Here is a 23,851-nt window from a genome sequence, read left to right as displayed (position 1 = left end):
CCACTGGATCAGTACCCAACCCTGCCAGTCAGCAGGGCTTTTTTTATGCGAACCGAAAGGTTTAGAAATGGAGGAGAATGAAGTGAAGAAAATCAAGCAGTTATTCAAGAAAGGAATCGCACTGGCGTTGGCAGCGGTCACGACACTGTCCGTCCTTCCGGCGGCAACAGTATCGGCTGCGTCCGAGCGGGCAACGATCACATTTGCTTACTGCTATGACGGAAATGGGAATACCATCCGTTATCAGCAGACCTTTTCCCATAACGGAATTACCTGTGGACATGCAGGAGAGGCCCGGACACGGATCTATGCGGATGGGGAGAACGCCTACTGTATTGAACCGGGAATTACCCTGCATACAGGAAACACATTGGAGCGGGACGCTTCTGTGGTGTGGAACAACTTAGGGAAAGAAAAGCAGGACGCTGTGAACCTTGCCCTTCTGTATGGCGCACAGGGCAGCATGGGAAGTTTGTCCGGTACGGAAGATGAGAAAATCCTTGCGACACAGATGGTCATATGGGAAATTGTGACCGGGTGCAGGAATGCCACCGCTCCATACACTCAGACGGACGCTAAATTTTATAATGGTCTTTGTGTAAACGGAGCAAACAGCGGTGTGGCAGCGGCTTATAACCAGATTATCTCCGGTATGGTCAGCCATGGAACCATTCCCAGTTTTGCGTCCGGCAGTACAGATAGCGCCCCGTAGGAACTGAAATGGGACGGAAATCAGTATGTGCTGAAACTGACAGATACCAATGGAGTCCTGTCGAAATTCAATTTCACATCGTCTAACAGTGATGTGAAAGTCAGCACATCTGGAAATACACTGACCATCACATCCAATAAAGCGATTGCCGGGAACGTGCAGTTATCTGCAACCAAGAAAATTCCCACAGTGAGCAGCAGCGCCAAGTTGATTGCTTATGGAGATCCGTCTTTACAGGACGTGGTTACAGGTGTGGAGAATACAGCAGCAGTACAGGCGTATCTGAATGTGAAAATCCCTTATGGACACGTCCAAATCGTGAAAACTTCTGAGGACGGTGTGGTGGCCGGATTAAAATTCCAGATCACAGGGAATGGCATTGACCAGACTGTGACAACCGGAGAAGATGGAACCATCCGGGTGGAGAACCTTCAGCCGGGAACCTACACGGTAACGGAGCTGACGGAGAACCGGTATGAACCGCAGAAAGCGCAGACGGTGGAGGTCAAAGGCGGGGAAATCGCTGCGGTGGATTTTTCCAATATCCTCAAGCGTGGAGATTTGAAAGTGACCAAAACTTCCGAGGACGGTCTGGTGGAAGGCATGAAGTTCCATCTCTACGGAACTTCTCTTTCCGGTATTCCGGTGGATGAATATGCGGTTACGGACAGTACAGGTGTTGCCACGTTTTCTGATATTCTGATCTCCGGCGATACGCCTTATACGTTGGAAGAAGTGGAGACCGCAGACCGCTATGTGGTCCCGGCGGCCCAGAGCGTGACCATCAACTGGAACGAAGTGACCAATGCCACGGTTCATAACGTACTGAAGAAATTCCGGGTAACCGTCACAAAGACAGACCGGGAGACAGGAATCCCGCAGGGAGACGCTACGCTGGCAGGAGCAGTGTATGGGATCTATGACGGGGAAACTCTGATCGATACCTATACCACGGACAGCAACGGCAGCTTTACCACGAAATATTATGTATGTGGAGACAACTGGACAATCCGGGAGATCAGCCCGTCCGAAGGGTATCTGTTGGACGATACTTCCTACCATGTGGGAGCGGAGGCTGTTCTGTATACGGTAGAACTGAACGATACTTCCAATGATGTGACGGAACAGGTCATCAAGGGAAGAATCTCTATCATCAAGCATACCGATGACGGAAGTACGCAGATTGAGACACCGGAGGAAGGCGCAGAGTTCCAGGTGTATTTAAAGAGCGCAGGCAGCTATGACAGCGCAAAGGACAGCGAGCGGGATACGCTGGTGTGTGATGAGAATGGATATGCCGAGACGAAAGACCTGCCTTATGGCATTTATACGGTACACCAGACAAAAGGCTGGGAAGGCCGGGAGATGATCGGAGACTTTGATGTGTATATCAGCAGTGACGGAGAAGTTTACCGCTACCTCATTAACAACCGCCTGTTTGAATCCTATATCAAAGTAGTCAAGAAAGACGCAGAAACTGGAAACACCATCCCTCTTGCGGGAGCCGGGTTCCAGATCTATGACGAAGCCGGAAACCTTGTGACCATGCAGTATACCTATCCGGAGGTAACGGAACTGGATACTTTCTATACCGGAAGTGACGGTTATCTGATTACGCCGGAGGTTCTGCCTTATGGAAATTACACATTGGTAGAGGTACAGGCTCCTTACGGGTATGTACTGGACAGTACGCCGGTTCCATTCACAGTATCTGAGGAACAGTCCGGGGAGGACAGCGGAGTGACCGTGATCACGGTGGAAAAAGAGGATATGCCGCAGAAAGGTAAGATCCTTGTGACAAAAACCGGCGAGGAGTTTTCCTCTGTGCAGGTGTCCGGAGACGGTGTGGCAGACAAAGACGGGAACCTTGCGGAAGGCGAGAACCTTTATACACCTGTTTACGCAGTAACCGGGCAGGCCGGGGCGGTATATGAAGTAATCGCCGCCGGGGACATTGTGACGCCGGACGGAACTGTGCGGGCAAACGCCGGGGATGTAGTGGATACCATTACCACAGATGAGGAAGGCAAGGCAGAGACAAAAGAACTGTATCTGGGGAAATACCAGATCGTGGAAAAGACAGCGCCGGAAGGTCTGGTGCTGAATACAGAAACCCATGAGGTGGAGCTGACGTATGCCGGACAGGAAGCATCTGTTACGGAGGCGGACACTGCTTTCTATAATGAGCGTCAGAAAGTGACGGTTGACCTTACAAAGACACTGGAGCAGGAGGAGATCTTTGGGATCGGAAGTGAGGGAGAGATCCAGAACGTGGCCTTTGGCCTGTATGCCGCAGAGGATCTGACAGCAGCGGACGGTTCTGTGATCCCGGCGGACGGTCTGATCGAGATCGTGTTCTGCAGTACAGAGGGAACCGCCGCATTTCAGACGGATCTGCCTTTTGGCAAGTATTATGTGAAAGAAGCTGCCACTGACCAGCATTACCTTCTGTCAGAGGAAACCTATCCTGTGGACTTTACCTACCAGGGACAGGATACCGCTGTTGTCCATATTTCCGCAAATGAGGGAAATGCCATTGAAAATGAGCTGATCCGGGGAAAGATTTCCGGACGAAAAGTAGACACAGACGGGGAGGCACTGGAGGGCGCAATGATTGGCCTGTTTTCCGCAGGTGCAGAAGAATTTACGGAAGATACTGCCTTAATGGTAACTACTTCTGATGAGGACGGAGCCTTTGCCTTTGAGGATGTACCTTTTGGCAGGTGGATCGTCCGGGAGATTGCAAGCCCGGAAGGTTATGTGCTGAATGAGGCGCTCCACTATGTATCGGTTACGGAAGATGAGGAAGTGATCGAGGTGGAGCTGATCAATAAACTGATTGAGGGCAGTGTCCGTCTGACAAAAGTGGACGCAGAATATCCGGCGAACAAGCTGACGGGTGCTGTATTTGAGTTGTATGCGGATACGGACAAAGACCAGAAACTGACGGACAAAGATGAACTTGTGGGAGAAATCCCGGAAATCTCAGAAGGCATTTATCAGACGGACGGCCTGCTCTACGGAGGATATTTCGTGAAAGAAAAGACCGCTCCGGAAAGTTTCAAGTTGGATAAGAACGCCTATTATTTTGAGATCAGCGAGGACGGAAAGATCGTTGATGTGGAAAATGAGGCAGGCGTAGGCTTTATCAATCAGCCGATTACCGGGAAACTGGAACTGACCAAGACTGACGTTGCGGATGGGAAACCTCTTCCAAACGCCGGGTTCCGAATCAAAGACGAGGACGGCAATATCGTTGCTACCGGTGTGACGGATGAGAACGGAATTGCAGTCTTTACTCTGCGGTATGGAAAATACACCTATCAGGAATACAATGCTCCGGAAGGCTATGAGATCGATGAATCTGAATACGCTTTTGAGATCAAGGAGGACGGTCAGATCGTAAAGGCCGCTATGACCAATGAAAAAATCCCGGAAGAAGTGATCACGACACCGAAGACCGGGGATGACAGCAGGCCGGGCCTGTGGATAGCCTTATCCGCTCTGTCCGGTGCGGGAGCGGCAGCTTTTGGTATTCTGACAGCAATGAAAATGAGAAAAAAGAAAGGGGAAGATGAGGTATGAGCGCAAAGATGTGGATCACAGTCCTCTTAGTGGCGTTTATCGCAGGAGCCCTGATCTGGCTGAACCTGCGGAACCGGAAGAAATAGACAGAACATGACAGGAGGCGGCGGTATGCCGCCTCTTACATAGATAGGAAAGGAGACAAAGTATGTACGAGCAGCAACAAACAACGAAAAAGGAAAACAAAGGAGAGGTGGATTTTTTTCAGTTAAAAGAGATGATGGAAACGATGGAGGAAGGAACCATGCTGGTCATTCGATTTGACAGAAAGGAGGGGACGGGAAATGAGTGAGCTGCAGATCGTTAATATCAGGCTGGTAAGGGAACCGTCTATTTATAGTGAAAGACAGTTAGATTCCCCTCAAGCGGTATTAGAGCTGATGTCGAAAGAACTGGCACAATACGACCGGGAGATATTCTGTATCCTGAATATGAAAAGCAATGGGCAGGTGATCAATATGAATATGGTAAGTATGGGAACACTGGATGCCGCATTAGTCAGTCCAAGAGAAGTTTTCAAAAGCAGTATCCTTTCAAATGCCAGCGGAATCATAGCTATTCATAATCATCCAAGCGGAAATATCATGCCCTCAAAGGAAGATGTTCTGCTTACAAAAAGGCTTAGAAAATGCGGCAGTCTGATGGGAATAGAACTGCTTGATCATGTGATTATCGGAGGGACAAGCGGGGAAATGTTTAGTTTTAAAGAGAAAAATATGCTGGATGAAATGATCCGGACATCCGAAAGGGAAAGGTAGGTGTGAAAGTTGGCGCAGATCAACCACAAGGCTGTACGTACTCTCTCAAAGCTGGTGGAGGCGGGATTTGACAGTGAAAAAGCAGTTTTAAACATGACAATGGATGATATTTTGTCTCTGCCGGGAATCACGGTGGCAGAAATCGGGATGATCAATGAGATCCAGAAAGCAGTAAAAGCCGGAAAGTTCATTACCTTTTTGGGAGGCGGGATGTATGGCAAAGAAGAAATATGATCTGATCACAGACCTCTATGTAGAGACTGTAAAAGAAGTAACTGCCAGTCCGGAAAACTGGCTTTCTTTTTTGCGTTCTGCCTGCCGGAACTTCCGTCTGCCCTTTGATGAACAGGTTTTGGTTTACGCACAGCGTCCGGAGGCGTCCGCAGTGCTGCCCATGAAAGTTTGGAATGAGAAATTTGGGCGGTGGGTAAAGCGGGATTCCAAAGGGATTGCAGTTTTTGATAAAGACAGCCCGAAACTGAGGTTGAAATATTACTATGATGTTTCAGATACACAGGAAGGGCGTTACCGCCGATTGCTCCGGCCAGTGCCATTGTGGGAAGTGCCGGAAGAATATCAGCCGGATGTGCGGGAAACCCTTGCAAATGCCTTTGGTGTGGATGAGTCCGTTACAGGATTTGCGGAAACCATACTGGAGGCTGCAAAGATTGCGGCAGAAGATAATCTTGCGGACTATCTCCCGGATCTGATCTCTGGACGAAAAAACAGTTATCTGGAAGAGGTGGATGAGTACAACGTGGAGGTAGAGGCCCGCCAGCTTTTATCGGCCAGTGTTGCTTACATGGTTATGATACGGTGCGGCGTGGATACCGGGCTGTATCTGGACAAAGAAGACTTCCGGAATATCACGGATTTTAATACACCGGAAATGGTCAACCTGTTTGGCGTTGCGGCCAGTGATGTGTCGGAAATGGCATTAGCCGAGATTTCCGATACGGTCAATAAGCTGAGAAGAGAAGAGAGAAAGAAAAATCGTATGTTTGCCGGGAGAGGGGCAGGCAGATATAATGAAGACGAAAACGGAGAACAGAGTGCAGAAAGGGGCGTTACACATGAGAGCGATCACATACAGCAGACAGGGCGATTATTTACTTCCGGATCTGACCGTGCCGGACGAACCGGAAGTACACCGTGGGAAGTACGCTTCCCTCCGTCAGTCTTATCTGAAAAATTACCGGTACGGGATGTATCTGAACCTGCTGACAAAAGGAGAACTGAACCGTCATCTGAACGAAGTGCAGAGAGAAGCACAGGAGAGGATGGAAGTTCTGACCGGGCAGATGAAAGCAGCCTGGGGCGTGACAGAGGAATTGAAAGCGAAAGACCAGATGGCGTGGGTACAGCAGATGAACAACATCCGGCAGGCAGCGGAAGAAATCGTAATGAAGGAGCTGATCTACAGTTAACCGGACAGGAATCACAGCCGAAAGATGAAGCGCATGAACCGATTGCAGAGCCACAGCCAACGGTGGCAGAACAACAGTCATTATTAGAAGAACTGGCAGGAGAGGGATCTCCTGCTTTTTCTATGCCGCAGGGGATCATTGATCATGCTCTGCAGACCGGTTCTTCCTTTGAACATGGAAAATACAGAATTTACTCCTATTTCCTGCAAGGACACAGCAATAAGGAAAAAGCAGAATTTTTAAAGCAGGAATATGGCATGGGAGGATCTGTAACTGATTATTTAGGAGAAAGATTTCACCAGGATACAAATGCGAAAGGTTATACCATCCAGTGGAAGAATTATGAGACTACTCTGAAATGGACGGCGGTTGCAAAGAGGATTGATGAGCTGATCGCTGTCGGACGGTATATGACAGAGAAGGAACTGGAGTATATTCCGGAGTATGAAAAAACTACTTTGACAGGTAACATTTACGACTTTTTTTATAATCAGCCGGAAACGTTTTTACGTCCTTATCCGTATGGCTCAGATTATCATAGTGCGATAGACCAGATCCGTCCGCAGCTTGATGATCCAAAACAGGTAAAAGAAATCCTTTCCATGATGGAAGAGGTTCTTGCGGGAACCGCAGATTATGATCAGCGATACCCGTCCATGCAGCAGGCGTACCAAGACCTTACGGATTACCGGGACGGAGTATTCAGTTTGTTTACTTCTATACCAGCCGAAAGAGAAAACACGCAGGCTCCCCTGGAGCCTGTTCCGGCACAGAGCCGGGAGAAAATGCCACAGCAGGCAGAAACCTCACAGGCTTATGACCTGCAGGTGGATACGATTGTCACAATAGGCACAAAGGAATATTCCATCGACTTTATCTCTGATGAGATGGTAGTTCTGCGTGACCAGATGTATCCGCTTTTCACAGAGGAAATGCCGAGGGAGGTGTTTGACCGCCGGGTACGGGAAAATCCGGCGAATGACCATCTGAAAGCGGACAGGAAGCCTTCAAAGGAACCAACCGAAAAAGACAGGGAAGAACCGGCTCTCACACAGGAAATGATACAGGAGCAGGAGGACGGATTTACCGGAATAAAACCGGAGGACAATCCTTTTGAGAAAGAACCGGAAGAAGTTTTGGAGGATCTGTCCCCGGCATGGACACAGAAGAAACCTGCCGGGAGAGTAAGAGGGGTTGATCTGCACCCGGAGGTTCCCCTGGAAAACCGCAGCCAGTATCGTATCACGGATGAGCATTTAGGGGCGGGAACCGCAAAAGAAAAGTTCCGTGCCAACATCATGGCGATCCAGCTATTGAAAAAGTGTGAGGAAGAAAACCGCTTTGCCACGCCCAAGGAACAGGAAATCCTTGCCGGATATGTTGGCTGGGGCGGGTTGTCTGACGCTTTTGACGAGACGAAATCTTCCTGGTCAACGGAATATCTGGAATTAAAGACCGTTCTGACGGAAGAAGAATACACCGCTGCGAGACAGTCTACGCTGACCGCCTTTTATACGCCGCCGGTGGTCATCAGTTCCATGTATCAGGCTTTGGAGAACATGGGGCTGAAATCCGGGAACATTCTGGAGCCAAGCTGTGGAATAGGAAATTTTATCGGACGGAAGCCGGAGAGCCTGTCCGACTGCAGGGTTTATGGTGTGGAGATCAACAGCATTTCCGCCCGGATCGCACAGCAGCTTTACCAGAAATCCACCATCGCAGTCCAGGGATTTGAGGACGCAGATCTTCCGGACAGCTTTTTTGATGTAGTCATAGGAAATGTGCCTTTTGGAAGTTATAAGGTACTGGATAGGAAATACGATAAATACAACTTTCTGATCCACGATTATTTTATCGCCAAATCAATCGATAAGACGAGGCCGAAGGGTGTGCTTGCGTTGATCACGTCCAACGGGATTAGCGGCGGGACAATGGATAAGCGGGATGACCGGGTGCGGAGATATATCGCCCAGCGGTGCGACCTGTTAGGGGCGATCCGTCTGCCCAATAACGCTTTTCTTGCCAATGCCGGGACAGAGATTAACACGGATATTCTCTTTTTCCAGAAGAGGGAGACACCGAGAGACTTAAATGTGGATCTGCCGGACTGGGTGGAAGTGGAGCGCCTCTATGAAAACGACCATATAAATGAACAGGGCGAGAGCCGACACCGGGTGGTCAGTATCAATCCCTATTTTCAGCAGCACCCGGAAATGGTACTGGGAGAGCAGGAGATCGTGTCCGGGCCTTATGGCCCCCAGTTGATCTGCAAACCTTATCCGGACAGGGATTTAAAGGAACTTCTGGAGCAGGCAGTAGAAAACCTTGAGGCGGAGATCACGGATTATGAGGTGGAGGAGCTGGTGGAGGAAGAGGATCATTCGATCCCGGCTGATCCGTCCGTGGCGAACTTTTCCTATACGGTCTATGACGGGAAGATCTATTACCGGGAAAACAGCCGCATGAAACCGGTGGAACTGTCCGTGACAGCACAGAACCGTGTGAAGGGGATGATCGCCATCCGGGACTGCACCAGAGAACTGATCGCTTACCAGGCGGAAGGGTATCCCGATGAAGAGATTGAAGAACAGCAGAAAAAGCTGAACCATCTGTATGATCTGTTCCAGAGAAAATATGGACTGCTGAACTCCAGGGCGAACAGTATAGCATTTTCTGACGACGGCAGTTATCCCCTTCTCTGTTCCCTTGAGATTGTGGCGGAGGATGGAACGCTGGAGCGGAAGGCAGATATGTTTATAAAGCGAACGATAAAGCCTCACGAAACGGTAACGAAAGTAGATACCGCAAGTGAGGCTTTATCGTTGTCTCTTTCCGAAAAAGCCTGCGTGGATATGGAGTATCTGTGTTCTCTGACCGGGAAAAGCGCCCAGGAAGTGGAACAGGAATTACAGGGCGTGATCTTCCGTCTGCCGGAGTCTGAGGATCTGGAACATCCCAGGTTTGTATCCGAGGACGAATACCTTTCCGGCAACGTGCGCCAGAAACTGCGGGAGGCGAAACGGGCGGCGGAGATCTCCGAGGTGTACCGGAGCAATGTTGAGGCACTGGAAAAAGTACAGCCAAAGGATCTGACTGCTTCTGAGATCAGTGTGCGTCTGGGAGCCACATGGATACCGGAGTCGGATATTGCCGACTTTATGTTTGAACTTTTGCAGACGCCGAATTATTCTCAGTGGAAGATCAAAGTCCATTTCTCCCGGCATACCGGGGAATGGAATATCGAAGGGAAGAGCATTGACCGGGGAAATCCCCGTGCCAATAATACCTATGGCACGAACCGGGTAAACGCTTATAAGATCATAGAAGATACGCTAAATCTGCGGGATACCCGTGTGTTTGATTATGTGGAGGACGAGGAAGGAAAGCGGAAACCGGTTCTGAATAAAAAGGAAACTGCCATTGCACAGGGAAAACAGGATTTGATCAAGCAGGCGTTTCAGGATTGGATCTGGAAAGATCCAGAGCGCAGGCGGAGGCTGACCGCAGATTATAATGAACGGTTCAATGCGATCCGGCCGAGGGAATATGACGGGAGCCACCTGCATTTCTATGGCATGAATCCGGAGATTTCCCTGCGGAAACACCAGAAGGACGGAGTGGCACGGATCATCTATGGCGGGAATACCCTGTTGGCTTATGTTGTGGGCGCAGGAAAAACCTATACGATGGTGGCGGCGGCTATGGAATGCAAGCGGCTTGGATTGTGTAATAAATCTATGGTAGTGGTGCCGAACCATATCATCGAGCAATTTGCCGCTGAGTGGCTCCAGCTTTATCCGGCAGCTAATATTCTGGTGGCAACAAAGAAGGATTTTGAGAAGAAAAACAGGAAAAAGTTCTGCGGCAGGATCGCTACCAGCGATATAGACGCTGTGATCATCGGGCATTCCCAGTTTGAGAAGATCCCCTTAAGTGTGGAGCGGCAGGAGCGTATGCTGGAGAAGGAGATTGACGAGATCATGGCGGGAATCGCCGAGGCGAAGAAGATCCAGGGAAGCCGCTTTACGGTCAAGCAGATGGAACGGACGAAGAAGTCACTGGAAACACGTCTGAAAAGGCTCCATGACCAGAGCCGGAAAGATGATATGATTATCTTTGAAGAGCTGGGCGTTGACCGCCTGTTTGTGGATGAAGCGGACAACTATAAGAACCTCTACCTGACTACCAAGATGAGAAATGTAGGCGGGATCGCACAGACCGAGGCGCAGAAATCTTCCGATATGTATATGAAGTGCCGCTATCTGGATGAGATCACGGGTGGGAAAGGCGTGATCTTTTCTACCGGAACCCCGGTCAGCAATTCTATGGTGGTGCGCCCGTAAGGGGCTGTAATAATCTTACCTTGAGCAAGTAATAGGGCAAGGTATCAAAGCGGAATAATCCGCACCCTATCGTCACCCGACTTATCCAAAAGGGGAAACCCGATGGGGAGTGTAGCATGTCGGAGGGCACGAAACACGGAAACTTCCAAAGTGTTTGCGTGGTAGTGGCGAAAAGTTATGAATAAGGATGAAAGCTAAACTGCCTGAATGACAGTCGGAGATTGGGCAAAATGTTGCTCCATGCGTAAGGAAGTTATACTCGCATGTACTCTGGTGGATATGAGTCGGCCATGCGTATCCACAAGATACCCAGAGTAAATCAGCCATAGGATAATGGAAAACGACGAACGTCACATCCGAAATCATAACAGGCTTATGTTATTACAGTTCTAAACGGGGATTGCCTAAGGTAAAATGCCGAAAATCGGCTATGAGTGCTATGAGAAAAGTGACTCTGAATATTTACTATGGCAACAGAGTCTCCGTAGTAGTCCGAGGACGGGAAAGCCGTCCACATGGCGAAGGGAGACAGTCTTTCTTCAATACAAATAATAAGGAAAGGTGCGTGAGGCATTATGAGAAGTCCCGAAAATGTATTGAAAAGTTTAAGTGAAAAAGCAAAAAACAAAGAGTACAGGTACGAGAGATTATACCGTAACCTGTACAACCCAGAGTTCTATCTGCTTGCATACCAGAATATTGCGACCTCTCAGGGGAGCATGACGGCAGGTGCAGACGGATTCACTCTTGACGGTATGAGCATGGAGCGCATTGAAAAGCTCATTCAGAAGCTGAGAGACCACTCATACCAGCCGAACCCTGCAAGGCGTGTTTATATTGCGAAGAAAAACAGCAGTAAAAAGCGCCCATTGGGGATTCCGTCAACGGACGATAAACTGTTACAGGAAGTTGTCCGTATGATACTTGAAGCAATCTATGAGCCGACATTCTCTGATAATTCACATGGTTTCAGACCGAAAAGAAGTTGCCACACAGCGTTAAAAGAAATCGTAACGCTGTTCACTGGTGCAAAGTGGATAATCGAAGGAGACATTAAGGCTTGTTTTGACAGCTTCGACCACCATATCACAATACAGCTTTTGAGAAAGCGCATAAAAGATGAAGCGTTCATATCGCTGATGTGGAAGTTTCTAAGGGCAGGATATATGGAACAGTGGACATACCATGAAACGTACTCCGGCAGTCCACAAGGCTCCGGTGTCAGTCCGATACTTGCCAACATCTATCTGAATGAACTTGATGAGTTCATGGCAAGGATGAAAAAGAGTTTTGACAAAGGCGATACAAGAAGCCGTAAAGTCCACAAAGACCATGATAAGGTACGCTGGGCTTATCGGAAAGCGCAGAAAAATCTGGAAATAGAGCGCACAGAAGCAAACCTAGCAGCATTTAAAGAAGCAAGGAAAGTGATGTTGTCCACACCACATTTAGACGAGATGGATGAGAATTACAAAAGACTTCAATACAACCGTTACGCTGACGATTTCCTGATTTCAATAACAGGTTCAAAGCAGGATGCTGAAAATATCAAGGAACAGGTAAAGATATTTCTAAAAGACAAGCTAAATCTCACAATGTCGGAGGAGAAAACTCACGTTACCCATTCCTCTGAAAAGGTGCGGTATCTTGGATACGACATAAGAATATCAAGAAGTCAGGACACAAAGCGGACGAAAAAAGGTCTGCAACGGGTGTGGTATGGAAAAGTGCAGTTATATATGCCGAAAGAAAAATGGATTGCGAAACTGCACGAATACGGTGCGTTTAAAATCAAAAAAGACGAAAACGGCAAAGAGATTTGGAAGCCACTCCACAGAGGGGCGCTTATGCCATTAGACGATGTGGCAATCATCAGTAAATATAATTCTGAAATCAGAGGATTGTACAATTATTACAGGTTAGCAATCAATGTATGCAATCTGGGGAAATTTCATTCTATCATGCGTGGAAGCTGTTTAAAGACGTTGGCGGCAAAATATAATTCTTCTGTTATGAAGATGTATAAGAAATACCGTAGCGTAAAGGGCGACTTTGGCGCAGATTACAAAACCAAGAGTGGAACAAAGCGGTGTGAGTTTTACAATGAAGGATTTAGGCGTAATGACAATATCGCACCTGAATTTGTAGACATTATGCCGAAATACAGAGGGCAGATAAAACCGAATAGTCTTGCAGGACGTTTAAAAAGCGGACAATGCGAGATGTGCGGAGCAAACCCCGTGAAAGTGTATATGCACCATGTAAAGCACTTAAAAGATTTGAACGCTGATAATGAATTTGATGAACTGATGTTACTGAAAAGGCGGAAGTCATTGGCTCTCTGCCCGAAATGCTACGAAGAAGCAAAGACAAAATCACTTAAACTATGAAAGATGGCGAGCCGTGTACATCGAGAGGTGTAAGCACGGTTCTGGAGGGGGTTACGCCAAGACCACGGACGAAAGGAAGTATGGCGTGGCGTTTCCTACCTTATGAACTTTACACTATGCAGCGCTATCTCCAGTATGGCACTCTGGGAGAGAAGAATTTACAGCACTTTGACGCATGGGCGTCCACCTTTGGAGAAACTGTGACCGCTCTGGAGATTGCGCCGGAGGGGAACGGATACCGTTTGAAGACACGGTTTGCCCGGTTCTATAACCTGCCGGAACTTCTGCAGATGTTCCGGGAAGTAGCGGACATCCAGACAGCGGATATGCTGAATCTTCCCGTGCCAGAGGCGGAATATCGTGTCGTAAAGGTGGAGGCTACCGATTTACAGCGGGATATGGTGGAGGAACTGGGAAACCGGGCGGAAAAGGTACGAAACCACCAAGTAAACCCAAGAGAAGATAACATGCTTAAGATTACCAATGACGGAAGGAAACTGGCTCTTGACCAAAGGCTTGCGAATCCGCTTTTGCCGGATGATCCGGGAAGTAAAATCAATGCCTGCGTGGAGGAGATCTATTGTCACTGGGAGGAAGGAAAGGATAAAAAGCTGACGCAGTTGGTATTCTGTGATCAGTCCACACCGAAAACAGATGGTACTTTCAGTGTGTATAACGACATCCGGGATAAACTGATTGCGAGGGGAATCCCACCGGAGGAGATTGCCTTTATCCATGACGCCAATACGGATGTGCGAAAGAAAGAACTGTTCTCAAAAGTCCGGAGAGGAGCTGTCCGTATCCTTATGGGCAGTACCTTTAAGATGGGAGCCGGAACGAATGTGCAGGATCGGATCATAGCCAGCCACGATCTGGACTGCCCCTGGCGGCCCCGTGACCTGGAGCAGAGGGCAGGAAGAACCATCCGGCAGGGCAACCAGAACCCGAAAGTGGAGATTATCCGGTATGTAACAGAGGGAACTTTTGATGCTTATCTCTATCAGAATATTGAGAATAAGCAGAAATATATCAGCCAGATCATGACATCCAAGAACCCGGCCCGAAGCGTGGAGGATATAGATGAAGTGGCTTTGTCTTATGCGGAGATCAAGGCTCTGGCCACAGGAAATCCTTATATTAAGGAAAAGATGGAACTGGACATACAGGTATCCAGGCTGCAGCTTTTAAAGCAGAGTTTTCTGAACCAGAAATATGAGATGGAGGATCAGGTGGCAAAACATCTTCCGGCACGGATCAGAGAGCAGGAAACATGGATTGCCCAGTATGAGGCAGACATTGCCCAGGTTAAGGCGCACACACCGCCGGATCGGGAAACTTTTCCGGTCATGCAGATCGGGGCTCGCTCTTATACGGAGAAAAAGGAGGCAGGACAGGCGATCATTGACGCCTGCAAAGCCATGAAATCTCCGGAACCCGTGCCACTGGGGGATTATCGTGGACTTTCGATGGAGCTGTCCTATTCCTCTGCCAGCAAGGAATTTGTCATTGCTTTACATGGAAAAGGCACCTATAAAGTACCACTGGGAACGGATATTCATGGAAATATCACAAGACTCGATAATAAGCTCAATGAGCTGCCGGACAATCTTTCCCGCTGCCGGGAAGTTCTTGAAACCGTAAAATCCCAGTTAGAAAATGCAAGGGTGGAGGCACGAAAAGAGTTCCCGCAGGAAAAGGAACTGGCAGAAAAGGTGGCAAGACTGGGGGAGCTGAACGCTCTTTTGGATATGGACAAGAAAGACCATATCGTTATGGAAGAGGAACCGGAAGAAGAGGAAATCGAACCGGAAAGGGAAAAAGCCGTCTGGGTGCGGTAAGAAATGCGGTATCGGGGAACTGATACCGTGGTACATAGCCTTAAAAAGTGTGGAAACAGAGAAAACGCACAATCGTCTGCGCCTGGATCATCTGATATAGTGGGTGGAAGAGGAGGAAGAAAAGGCTATGAAGATAGAAGATATTGATATTTATAATCTGCCGATCTGGGCCTGCGCTATAGTGGACGAGATCAGTGAAAAATGTAAAAAGGAACTGAAAAACTCTCCGGAATACAGTCGGATTCTGAAGGAAAGCGATGAACTGCTGTTTAAATATCCGTTTATTTCAGCACTGATTGATCGGGATGAAATTGAAGAGCCTATGAAACTTTCCGTAAAAAAAGCAAGGGCGCTCTCTCGATTCCTTGCACTGGACGCTGACCGTGAAGATTATGAGCGGATACAGCTTTATCTTATGGGGTGTCGGCATACATTGGAAATGTTGCTGTTATTGGAGATCTTATAGAAAGCAGCGTTCTGAATTGTAGAAAATGCCAGGAGTGGATATAGTAATGTATAAAGCAGGAAATGTATTATCAGAGAGGATGATTGATTTGAATAAGACAGACTTTTGTGATCTTGTGGAGCGGATCAAAGACAGCTTCATGGAGATTGACAGCGATATTATGGTAGATCTGAAAAAACAGGATATAGAATATGCCGATATGTGCCAGAAACTGGGAGAGATGGAAAGCAGGTATCCGTTTATTCTAGAAGTGACAGAAGGGAGCGGAGCCATCAGTCTTACTGCCGAGGAACATGAGATTGTGAGAAAATATATGAGCAGGATGTTTGAAAAAGAGACGATAGAACGCTGCCAGATCTATTTCCGGGGGCATACGGATGGGTATGTGTATTTGAAAAAGATTGGGGTAGTGTAATATATACGATGAAAAAGGACATGACATTCTCAATCTGACATGATAAAATGAAATCGAAAAGAACAGAGAGTGTGCCATTGAAAGGATGGATATTATGTATAAAGTAGAAATTATTTTTAACTCGAAAGATTTGACACAGAGCGATATGGATCAGATTTGCGAAGAAACGGATCAGATTTTTGAAAGAGAAGAATTAAGTTGTGCAGACAGGCAACCGGGAAAAAGAGTATATCTTGACCGTGGACGAAAACAGGATTATGGTAGATTTTGGGCGGCAATCTTTGCAATGAAAAACTCCAGAAAGATTACAGATCATTTACAGGAATGTTTCTGGTATAACGGAAATGAAAAAGAGAATCTTATTACCGAGTTCATAAGGAATTAGCCAAATGGACAGTACACAGAGAAAAGGGATCAATTTTGATCTAGATACAGAGGCACTGCAGCAGCATTATCCTAAAGGAGACTGGCATAATGCGTACTATGATGTACGGGCTTACTTTGAAAAGAATGGTTTTGAACATATTCAGGGTTCCGGGTATCATTCCATTGAGGCTATGTCAGAAGCAAAGGCAATGTCTGTTATTTATAAAATGACAAAGGAATTTCCGTGGCTGAATTATTGTGTGAGTATTTGTACTATTTCTGATGTGCCGGAATTGTATGATATTTCTCATGTATTTGTGAGAGAAGCACAACGCTTGCATGAAGAAGAGCAATAAAATATTTTACAAAGTACATAGCCGGATGGTTTTCAAGAAAAGAAGATCATCCGGCTTTTTTAATGCCCAGATATGAGAAATGAATTGTGTAATATCCAATCACGGGCAGGAAAGGAGATGATATTTATGCCTTATGTTGCGCCGGAAGTGGTGCAGAGAGTCAAGCAGATCGACCTTCTGACCTATCTAAAGAACTATGAACCTTATGAGCTGGTGCATTTCTCCGGGAATGTTTATACCACCAGATTCCACGACAGTTTGAAGATCTCTAACGGAAAATGGATGTGGTGGAGCCGGGGGATTGGGGGCAGGAGCGCACTTGATTATCTGATCAAAGTGAGAGGATATGACTTTGTGCAGGCGGTACAGATGATAGCGGAACAGGCGGCAATACAGCCGCCTGTTTCCATACCAGCCGAAAAGAAAACAGAGAAAAAGCTGATCCTGCCAAAGCCTTATCGCTATCAGACGTATGCAGTTTCATATCTGCAGAACCGTGGGATTGATATGGAGATTATTCGATTCTGTTTGAAAACCCATCGACTTTATGAAAGTGAGAATTACCACAACGTGGTTTTTGTGGGAATGGATGAGAGCGGAACACCTCGTTATGCGGCTCTGCGTGGAATCAGTTCAGATTTTCTTGGAGAGGCGTCCGGAAGTGACAAAAACTATTCTTTCTGTATTCCAGCAGAGGAAAAATGCCGGGCAGTCCATCTGTTTGAGTCAGCCATTGACCTGTTATCTTACGCCACAGAACGAAAGCTGGACGGAAAAAACTGGCGAGAGGAACATCTGTTATCCCTTGCAGGTGTGTATCAGCCGGCCAAAGAAATCGAGAAAAGCAAAGTTCCGGCAGCGCTGACTCGCTTTCTGAAAGAACATCCGGAGGTGGATAGGGTGGTGTTTCATCTGGATAATGACCGGACGGGAAGGCTTGCGACACAGGCCATCCGGACGGTACTTCCGAAGAAATACCAGACAAGAGATGAGCCGCCAAAGCAGGGGAATGACTGCAACGATAGCCTTTGTATCCGGCTGGGAATCCGGCAGACAAAGCGGGAAAAAAGACACAGAGGGAGAGACTTTGAACGGTAGAAAGAGAGGACTTTATGAAGACAGTTCAGTATGATTTGAGGATCGTTCACAGGAAAAAGGTTGCGATAGGAGCCATTAACCGGAAAGAAATTGATCGGATTCTGCGGGATATGATCACGTCCGGAGAGGCTCTGAACATGGAGGGAGGAGAAATAGTTGGCATTATGGTTGAAGAAAAAGGGGAGCGGGATTGTCCGGGAAACTGTGATCACTGCTCATATCTTTGCCCGGAAAGTGGAGAATGCATGATGGACGATCTGGAAGACCGGTGCCGGTCCTGTGAGTATGGCTGTGAGAAATGCGGCCTTTGCAGTCTGATTGACTATGGTGTCTGCGGAGATGAGGAGTGTGAAAACTGTCATTGGCGCTGCCCGGAGTGTGGTGGATGTACCCATCCGGAGGGAGAAAAACAGCCATGACAGCTTTTGTTGTCGGCAGGTAATGAACCGCCGGAGGCGGGAACGGAGCGCAGGCGGAGTGGGATACACAATACCAGCAAGCAACGCCTTTGGATTGCCAGAGCTTTTCTGGCAACCCTCCGGCAGCTTGTCAGGGAAAAATCCCTGAAACCCTTTTACAAGAAACGGAGGTAAGAGTGAACATGATCCAGTTTATTTGCGGAACAATGGTTGGCGGTATGATCGGTGTGGCTATGATGTGCCTTATGCAGATCAACCGTCTTTACAGACATGACCGGGAGGTGGACAAATGATACGGATGGAGATCCTTTTAAAAAAGTCTGCAAATAAAGAGTCAAGCAGAAATTGATGAACTTTGAAAATTTTATACAGGTTGAAAAAAGAGTATCACAACAAGACCACCGCAGTGCGCTGGCCTGGAACAAAGTATGGGATTGAAATCAGCTTTCTTTGGATTCTTCCAGAGAAGCAAGGTATTCCCTTACCCGTCCGTAATAAATGCGGAGAAACTTATTGGCTCCGGCAGTCATATAGACGTAATAAGGCTTGCCTTCGGATCGTTTTTTATCCATGAAGGCATAGACCGGATCATCTATCGGAGAGCGTTTGATCAAGCCGTCCATGATCTGAAATAGTGTTTTGCGCAGGCTTGGAGAGCCTTTCTTTGAAGTGCGTACACTTTTCTGGTTACGTTTGCCGGAATCGTTCTTACCCGGATCGACACCGGCGAAAGCGGTAAGCGCTTCTCTGTGAGTGAAACGGGTAACGTCTCCAATCTCAGCCATAAGCTGGGGGCCAAGTGAGGGACCGACACCGTTCATTGCCATAATAACCGGATATTCCGGGAGCGTGGCGGCGGTCTGATCCATCTTAAGGCGGAGAGCCTCCACTGTCTGAGAAGCCGTGTTCAGCATCGTGACAGCCTGCCGTATCAGCGTTTTTGTGCTGTCATCTTTCGGAAATACGGCGATCAGGTCAGAAGAGCTCTGATAGATCTTTTCTGCCTTTGAGGCACTGAAGTTATAACCGTTGCGTTTGCACCACTTCTGGTAATGCTCCGTAAAGGCTTGCAGAGACTTGCAGCGTACACAATCCACATGCCAGTAGGTGTAGACAAAGTCTACCCATTTCTGGGAGCCGTCACTGCGGGCAGGGCTGTCAAAGAAGTCATTGGCACCGGGATAGGTTTGATCCAGAAGGGAAATGAGATTGTTTTTCATAGCAGTTTTCTGGTCTATATAAAAACCAAACTGCCGATTCATTGTTTTGAGTTGATTGCGTGTTTTATCCATACTTCCATATTGCTTCAGTTTTGCCCAGCGGTCAAGAGCATAACGGGCGATTTTTTTAGAATCCGCTTTGTCTGTCTTTGGAGCACGGAGAGAGTCATCCCCGAAATCCCTGATCAGGATGGGATTGACAGTGCTGACAAAGATGCCTGCGTCAGAGAGCCAGTTAGCGACCGGTTCATAGTATCTTCCGGTGTGTTCCATGCAGGCTTTGGTTTCGCCATCAAGGTTTTTGATCTGCTCAATAAGAGCGTTGATAGCGGACTGGGTGTGTGGAATATCGCAGGGTGGCATAAGGACCACATCTCCGGGCCTGCGAATGGTGACAGTACTTTTACCTTTGGAAACATCGATACCAACAGCGTTCATGATAAAGACTCCTTTGAAATGAATTAGCAATGGTCAATACCAGATTTACTCATTGCCCATTCAATCTACTGGGGATATCACACGAACGAGAAAGTTCAACCTGCGTAAAACGAATGCTGCGAATGAGTGCTGGTTGGCTGACTTTTTTACGGACGTTAAGTCCTAGGAGGTAGAGGCCAGACCCATTGCCATACTCATTCTAACAGCTTAAGCAACAAGATGGATAATTCCTTACTGGATGTAAGGGGTATTAACCATAAATATATTGTAGTAGGAGACAGAAAAAAAGCGTTTGGAGAAATATCAGCAGATATTAACAGGAAAGGGGGATGGACAGCATGAACAGCACGGTAGCAGTGAGAGCCTTCGCCGAGGGTGTGACACAGCAGATTAAAGATTATCTGCCGGAGGATTATCAAAACATGCAATGTGAAGTTTCAGAACAGCAGAAGAATAATGGCGTAGTGATGACGGGAATTGTTCTAAATATGCCAGGACAGAAGATTGCTCCGGTTGTCTATATGGAGCCATTCTATGATCAGATCCGAAAAGGGGAGCCAATGGATCAGATCATGAACCGTATTGCCGATGTGTGCAGACAGTCGCTATCTGTACGGGAACTGCCGGAAAGTCTGGATTTTGCGGATTATGATTCTGTGAAAGATTATCTGACCGTACAGGTTATTAACACAAAAACCAACCAACGGATGTTGTCCGGGGTTCCCCATAAGGAAATGGAAGATCTGTCTGTGATCTGCCGGATTGAATTCCCTTCGCCGACCGGCGAAGGAACGGGCAGTATCAAAGTAACCCATGAACTGATGAGCCAGTGGGAAGTACGGCCACAGGAGGTCTATCAGCAGGCATTGGAAAATGCAGTGAAGAACTGCCCGCCTGTACTGATGAGCATGGATGATGTGCTGATGGAACTGTCAGGGCTTCCTTTTGAGACAAAAAATCTGCTGCAGATGGAAGAAGGAGAAGAAATTCCAAAAGAGGGCATGTATGTTCTGAGTAATCAGACAAAACTGAACGGTGCTTCTGTCCTTGCCTATCCTAATCTGCAGGAGCAGTTGGAATCGGTATTCCCGCAAGGGTGTTATCTTCTCCCATCGTCTCTGCATGAGATGATCGTTGTTCCGAAAGAAATGACGGTATCGCCAAAGGAGCTGGGAGAAATGGTGCGGGAGGTCAACAAGACAGAAGTTGCAAGAGATGAAATCCTGTCGGACAGAGTATATGAGTTTGATAAAGAAAAACGACGGCTTCGCCAGGTGCCGGAATCCATAGAAAAGGCAAAGGAGATGGAGCGATGAGAAAACGAAATGTGGCGATCCTGTTCCGTCTGAACCGGAAAGAGGCGGAGGCACTGGATAAAAAAGTAAAGAAGAGCGGCCTGAGCAGGGAGGCATATCTCCGCCATCTGATCAGCGGTGTGGTTCCAAGAGACGCCCCGCCGCCGGACTACTATTCCATGATGCGAGAACTCCACCGGATTGGGAATAACCTAAACCAGATTGCACAGAAAGCCCACACATTAAATGTGATTGATGTGCAGCGGTATGATCGGGATATGCGGTTATTTGAGAATACCGTAAAAAAGATCACAGAGGCAGTTATTCTGCCGGAACCGATGAAAGATGAAAATCGGAGGGGAGTGTGACGTGGCTACCACATCCATCTGGAGTGTGAAAGGGTGGCTGGGGAAAGTCGTGATCTATGTGGAGAATCCGGAAAAGACTACCGCTCCGGAGATCGCAAAACTTCCGGAATATAAAAAAGAAGAGGCGGTACAAACTGAAGAGAAAATGCAGAGTCTCTCCGATGTGATTGCCTATGCGGTCAATGAGGAAAAGACCAGATCAAAAGGAAGAAAAGGTGAGGAGGAGATTGTCAGTGAGACGGAGCAGATTATGCAGCAGTATGTTTCCGGTATTAACTGTACGCCCGCCACCGCCCGCAGTGAAATGATGGCGGTCAAAAAACGGTATGGAAAGGATGAGGGAATTGTGGCATTTCATGGGTATCAGTCCTTTGCACCGGGAGAGTGTACTCCGGCATTGGCCCATGAGGTCGGTATCCGACTGGCACAGGAATTGTGGGGAGATCGTTTTCAGGTACTGGTAGCAACCCATCTGGACAAAGCCCATCATCTTCATAATCATTTTGTGGTCAACTCTGTTTCCTACACAGATGGAAAACGGTATCACAGAACCAATCAGGACTATCGGGATATGCGTGCCGTCTCTGACCGCCTTTGTCAGGAGTATGGTCTGTCCGTAATCGAACATCCGCAGCCGGGAAAGTCCAAATCTTATGGCGAGTGGCGGGCGGAGCAGGAAGGCAGGCCAACCTACCACAGTATTGTCCGGGAGGATGTGGATGAGGCAATCTTGCAGGCAAGGACAGAAAAACAGTTTTTCCATTTTCTAAAGGAGAAAGGCTATTCTATCAAGTTTGGGAAAGATCTTACGATACGCCCGGAAGGACGGGAACGTGGGCTGAAACTGAAACGGAACTTTGGAGAGGAGTATTCTCTGGAGTCGATCCGAAGGAGGATACTGGAGGAAGATCCGCCTGCCATTTTGCAGGAAGAACGACAGCCGGAGAAAAAACGGTATGTGGCATATGTGCGGGGAAACCTGCCGAAGAAAAGGATCGGAGGACTGCGGGGATTGTATCTGCACTACTGTTTTCTCTTAGGTATCCTGCCAAAGAACCGCCCGCCCGTATCTTCAAAACAACTTCATTTCCTTTTGCGGGAGGATCTGGCGAAACTGGAACAGATCTCAAGAGAGACAAGGCTGCTCTGCCGCTGTCACATTGACACGGACGAGCAGCTTTTTTCTTATAAGGAATCGCTGCAGGAACAGATGACACAGCTATCGAAAGAACGTCAGAAGCTGCGGTATCAGTGCCGCAGCATTCGGGAAGAAAATCGACTGGCGGAAGTAAAAACAGAAATTTCCAGATTGACTGCCCGGATCGGAGAAATGAGAGAGGAAGTGATGCTTTGTGATGGGATTGCTGCACGTTCTGGCCTGATCCGGCAAAAGATACAGATCGTGCGGCAGGAAAAGAAACAGGGAAAGGAGGAGATTAACCATGAACACATCAGGTGAGGCCGCTGACCAGGTGGTGCGCATGTCGCTGGAAGTCGGTGAGGCAGCCCTAAAGATCACAGGAGCCGGGGCAAAACAGCTTGCGGTGCTTCTGTATGCAGTACTGAAAGAGCAGAAAAAGACCAAGGGACGGGCGAGACTGGAAACCCTTGTCCGCTCCGGAAAACCACTGACCGTCTATTCTGTGAAAGAGAGTGATTTGAAGCAATTTGTCACAGAGGCAAAGCGGTATGGGATCTTATACTGTGCAGTGCGGAACCCGAAAGGGAGCATAGACGGGATGGTCGATGTGGTGGTCAAGGAAGAAGACGCTCCCCGGATCAACCGGATCGTGGAGCGGTTCAAGTTTGCTTCTGTTACAGAAGCGGCGCAGATCAAGACAGAGATAGAAAAGAGCCGGGAGGAAAAATCCCACGGGAAGAGCCGGGAGACATCCTCTGGAAAGGCGGAGCCGGATACCGGAAAGGAAAAGCAGAGGGCGGAACAGCCATCGGATCGGAGAAAAACATCCGGAAAAGCACCGGCAGCCCCACAGCAGGTGCACCCGGAAAAATCACAGGAGGACCGGCTCATGGACGAACTGCTGGGAGAACCGGTAAAGAAAGAGGGAAAACAGCAAAACCCCTCATTGGCAAAGACAGAGAAATCCCGTCTGTCCGAGCCTATCTCCGTAAGGCCAGACAAAACCGCCGAGGGTACTTCTAAGCTGTATGCTCCGTCCGTACCGAAAAAGCCGTCCGTGCGGAAAGAGCTTAAGGAGATCCAGGCAGCGAGGAAGAAAGAGGCAGAAAGCAAGGGAAAGGAACCGATTTCAAAAGAAAAACCCGGCAGGACAAGGCAGACGCAGCATACGCAGCCGCAGAACCGGAAAAAACCAAGAAAATCGAAAGAGAGGTAG

At 48.0% G+C, this 23,851-nt stretch carries 18 protein-coding genes and 2 pseudogenes; 19 read left to right on the top strand and 1 reads right to left on the bottom strand.

Features of this window, described 5'->3' with window-relative positions:
- Nucleotides 1-67 precede the first annotated feature (67 nt).
- The 15 genes and pseudogenes from EUBC25_RS05160 to EUBC25_RS05090 all read left to right on the top strand — a co-directional run bounded on the left by EUBC25_RS05160 (nucleotide 68) and on the right by EUBC25_RS05090 (nucleotide 18,466).
- Nucleotides 68-4,297 (top strand): annotated as a pseudogene (locus EUBC25_RS05160) (SpaA isopeptide-forming pilin-related protein).
- 148 nt (nucleotides 4,298-4,445) lie between these two features.
- The gene (locus tag EUBC25_RS05155) at nucleotides 4,446-4,589 is read left to right on the top strand and encodes a hypothetical protein (protein ID WP_230107107.1); all 144 of its coding nucleotides are present in this window, start codon (nucleotides 4,446-4,448) and stop codon (nucleotides 4,587-4,589) included.
- Nucleotides 4,582-5,055, top strand: a complete 474-nt coding sequence (locus EUBC25_RS05150; RefSeq protein WP_230107106.1) for a JAB domain-containing protein — start codon at nucleotides 4,582-4,584, stop codon at nucleotides 5,053-5,055. The genes EUBC25_RS05155 and EUBC25_RS05150 overlap by 8 nt, the downstream gene beginning before the upstream one ends.
- Nucleotides 5,056-5,064: 9 nt before the next feature.
- Nucleotides 5,065-5,289 (top strand): hypothetical protein, encoded by a 225-nt coding sequence (locus EUBC25_RS05145; RefSeq protein WP_230107105.1) that lies wholly within the window; start codon nucleotides 5,065-5,067, stop codon nucleotides 5,287-5,289.
- Nucleotides 5,290-6,083: 794 nt separating this feature from the next.
- The gene (locus EUBC25_RS05140) at nucleotides 6,084-6,482 is read left to right on the top strand and encodes a TnpV protein (protein ID WP_311135885.1); all 399 of its coding nucleotides are present in this window, start codon (nucleotides 6,084-6,086) and stop codon (nucleotides 6,480-6,482) included.
- Between the two features lie 713 nt (nucleotides 6,483-7,195).
- Nucleotides 7,196-10,813: pseudogene (locus tag EUBC25_RS05135) on the top strand (Eco57I restriction-modification methylase domain-containing protein); the annotation flags it as partial.
- Nucleotides 10,814-11,400: 587 nt separating this feature from the next.
- On the top strand, nucleotides 11,401-13,215 hold the full coding sequence (locus tag EUBC25_RS05130) for a reverse transcriptase domain-containing protein (protein WP_230107104.1): 1,815 nt from the start codon (nucleotides 11,401-11,403) through the stop codon (nucleotides 13,213-13,215).
- A gap of 80 nt (nucleotides 13,216-13,295) precedes the next feature.
- The gene (locus tag EUBC25_RS05125) at nucleotides 13,296-15,053 is read left to right on the top strand and encodes a helicase-related protein (RefSeq protein WP_331471524.1); all 1,758 of its coding nucleotides are present in this window, start codon (nucleotides 13,296-13,298) and stop codon (nucleotides 15,051-15,053) included.
- A 127-nt stretch (nucleotides 15,054-15,180) separates the two neighbouring features.
- Nucleotides 15,181-15,519 carry a hypothetical protein gene (locus tag EUBC25_RS05120; protein ID WP_230107103.1) on the top strand — a complete coding sequence of 113 codons (339 nt, stop codon included), beginning with the start codon at nucleotides 15,181-15,183 and terminating at the stop codon, nucleotides 15,517-15,519.
- A 46-nt stretch (nucleotides 15,520-15,565) separates the two neighbouring features.
- Nucleotides 15,566-15,934 (top strand): DUF6664 family protein, encoded by a 369-nt coding sequence (locus EUBC25_RS05115; protein ID WP_230107102.1) that lies wholly within the window; start codon nucleotides 15,566-15,568, stop codon nucleotides 15,932-15,934.
- A 94-nt stretch (nucleotides 15,935-16,028) separates the two neighbouring features.
- The gene (locus EUBC25_RS05110) at nucleotides 16,029-16,319 is read left to right on the top strand and encodes a hypothetical protein (RefSeq protein ID WP_204932154.1); all 291 of its coding nucleotides are present in this window, start codon (nucleotides 16,029-16,031) and stop codon (nucleotides 16,317-16,319) included.
- 4 nt (nucleotides 16,320-16,323) lie between these two features.
- Complete coding sequence (vapD, locus tag EUBC25_RS05105; protein WP_204932156.1) at nucleotides 16,324-16,656, top strand: VapD family protein; 333 nt, start codon at nucleotides 16,324-16,326, stop codon at nucleotides 16,654-16,656.
- A 126-nt stretch (nucleotides 16,657-16,782) separates the two neighbouring features.
- Nucleotides 16,783-17,754 carry a DUF3991 and TOPRIM domain-containing protein gene (locus EUBC25_RS05100; protein ID WP_230107101.1) on the top strand — a complete coding sequence of 324 codons (972 nt, stop codon included), beginning with the start codon at nucleotides 16,783-16,785 and terminating at the stop codon, nucleotides 17,752-17,754.
- Between the two features lie 14 nt (nucleotides 17,755-17,768).
- Nucleotides 17,769-18,173 (top strand): hypothetical protein, encoded by a 405-nt coding sequence (locus tag EUBC25_RS05095; RefSeq protein WP_230107100.1) that lies wholly within the window; start codon nucleotides 17,769-17,771, stop codon nucleotides 18,171-18,173.
- A gap of 182 nt (nucleotides 18,174-18,355) precedes the next feature.
- Nucleotides 18,356-18,466: a DUF3789 domain-containing protein gene (locus EUBC25_RS05090; RefSeq protein ID WP_230107099.1), complete on the top strand. Its 111-nt coding sequence runs from the start codon at nucleotides 18,356-18,358 to the stop codon at nucleotides 18,464-18,466.
- Nucleotides 18,467-18,613: 147 nt separating this feature from the next.
- On the opposite strand, the gene EUBC25_RS05085 is transcribed toward EUBC25_RS05090, so the two are convergent.
- Nucleotides 18,614-19,831 carry an IS110 family RNA-guided transposase gene (locus EUBC25_RS05085; protein ID WP_230105378.1) on the bottom strand — a complete coding sequence of 406 codons (1,218 nt, stop codon included), beginning with the start codon at nucleotides 19,829-19,831 and terminating at the stop codon, nucleotides 18,614-18,616.
- 338 nt (nucleotides 19,832-20,169) lie between these two features.
- Here EUBC25_RS05085 and EUBC25_RS05080 point away from each other — a divergent pair, with 338 nt between their 5' ends.
- The 4 genes from EUBC25_RS05080 to EUBC25_RS05065 are packed head-to-tail and all read left to right on the top strand — an operon-like array spanning nucleotide 20,170 to nucleotide 23,851.
- Nucleotides 20,170-21,147, top strand: coding sequence for a DUF5688 family protein (locus EUBC25_RS05080; RefSeq protein WP_230107098.1), 978 nt, complete (start codon nucleotides 20,170-20,172; stop codon nucleotides 21,145-21,147).
- Nucleotides 21,144-21,494, top strand: a complete 351-nt coding sequence (locus EUBC25_RS05075) for a plasmid mobilization protein (RefSeq protein WP_230107097.1) — start codon at nucleotides 21,144-21,146, stop codon at nucleotides 21,492-21,494. Before EUBC25_RS05080 ends, EUBC25_RS05075 begins: the two co-directional genes overlap by 4 nt.
- Nucleotides 21,472-22,953, top strand: a complete 1,482-nt coding sequence (locus tag EUBC25_RS05070) for a relaxase/mobilization nuclease domain-containing protein (protein ID WP_230107096.1) — start codon at nucleotides 21,472-21,474, stop codon at nucleotides 22,951-22,953. Before EUBC25_RS05075 ends, EUBC25_RS05070 begins: the two co-directional genes overlap by 23 nt.
- The gene (locus EUBC25_RS05065; protein WP_230107095.1) at nucleotides 22,937-23,851 is read left to right on the top strand and encodes a PcfB family protein; all 915 of its coding nucleotides are present in this window, start codon (nucleotides 22,937-22,939) and stop codon (nucleotides 23,849-23,851) included. Before EUBC25_RS05070 ends, EUBC25_RS05065 begins: the two co-directional genes overlap by 17 nt.

Source organism: Claveliimonas bilis (assembly GCF_020892095.1).
In the GTDB taxonomy this organism is placed as follows: domain Bacteria; phylum Bacillota; class Clostridia; order Lachnospirales; family Lachnospiraceae; genus Claveliimonas; species Claveliimonas bilis.
The sequence above is the reverse complement of the archived record's forward strand: the minus strand, read 5'-3'. Positions and strand labels throughout refer to the sequence as shown.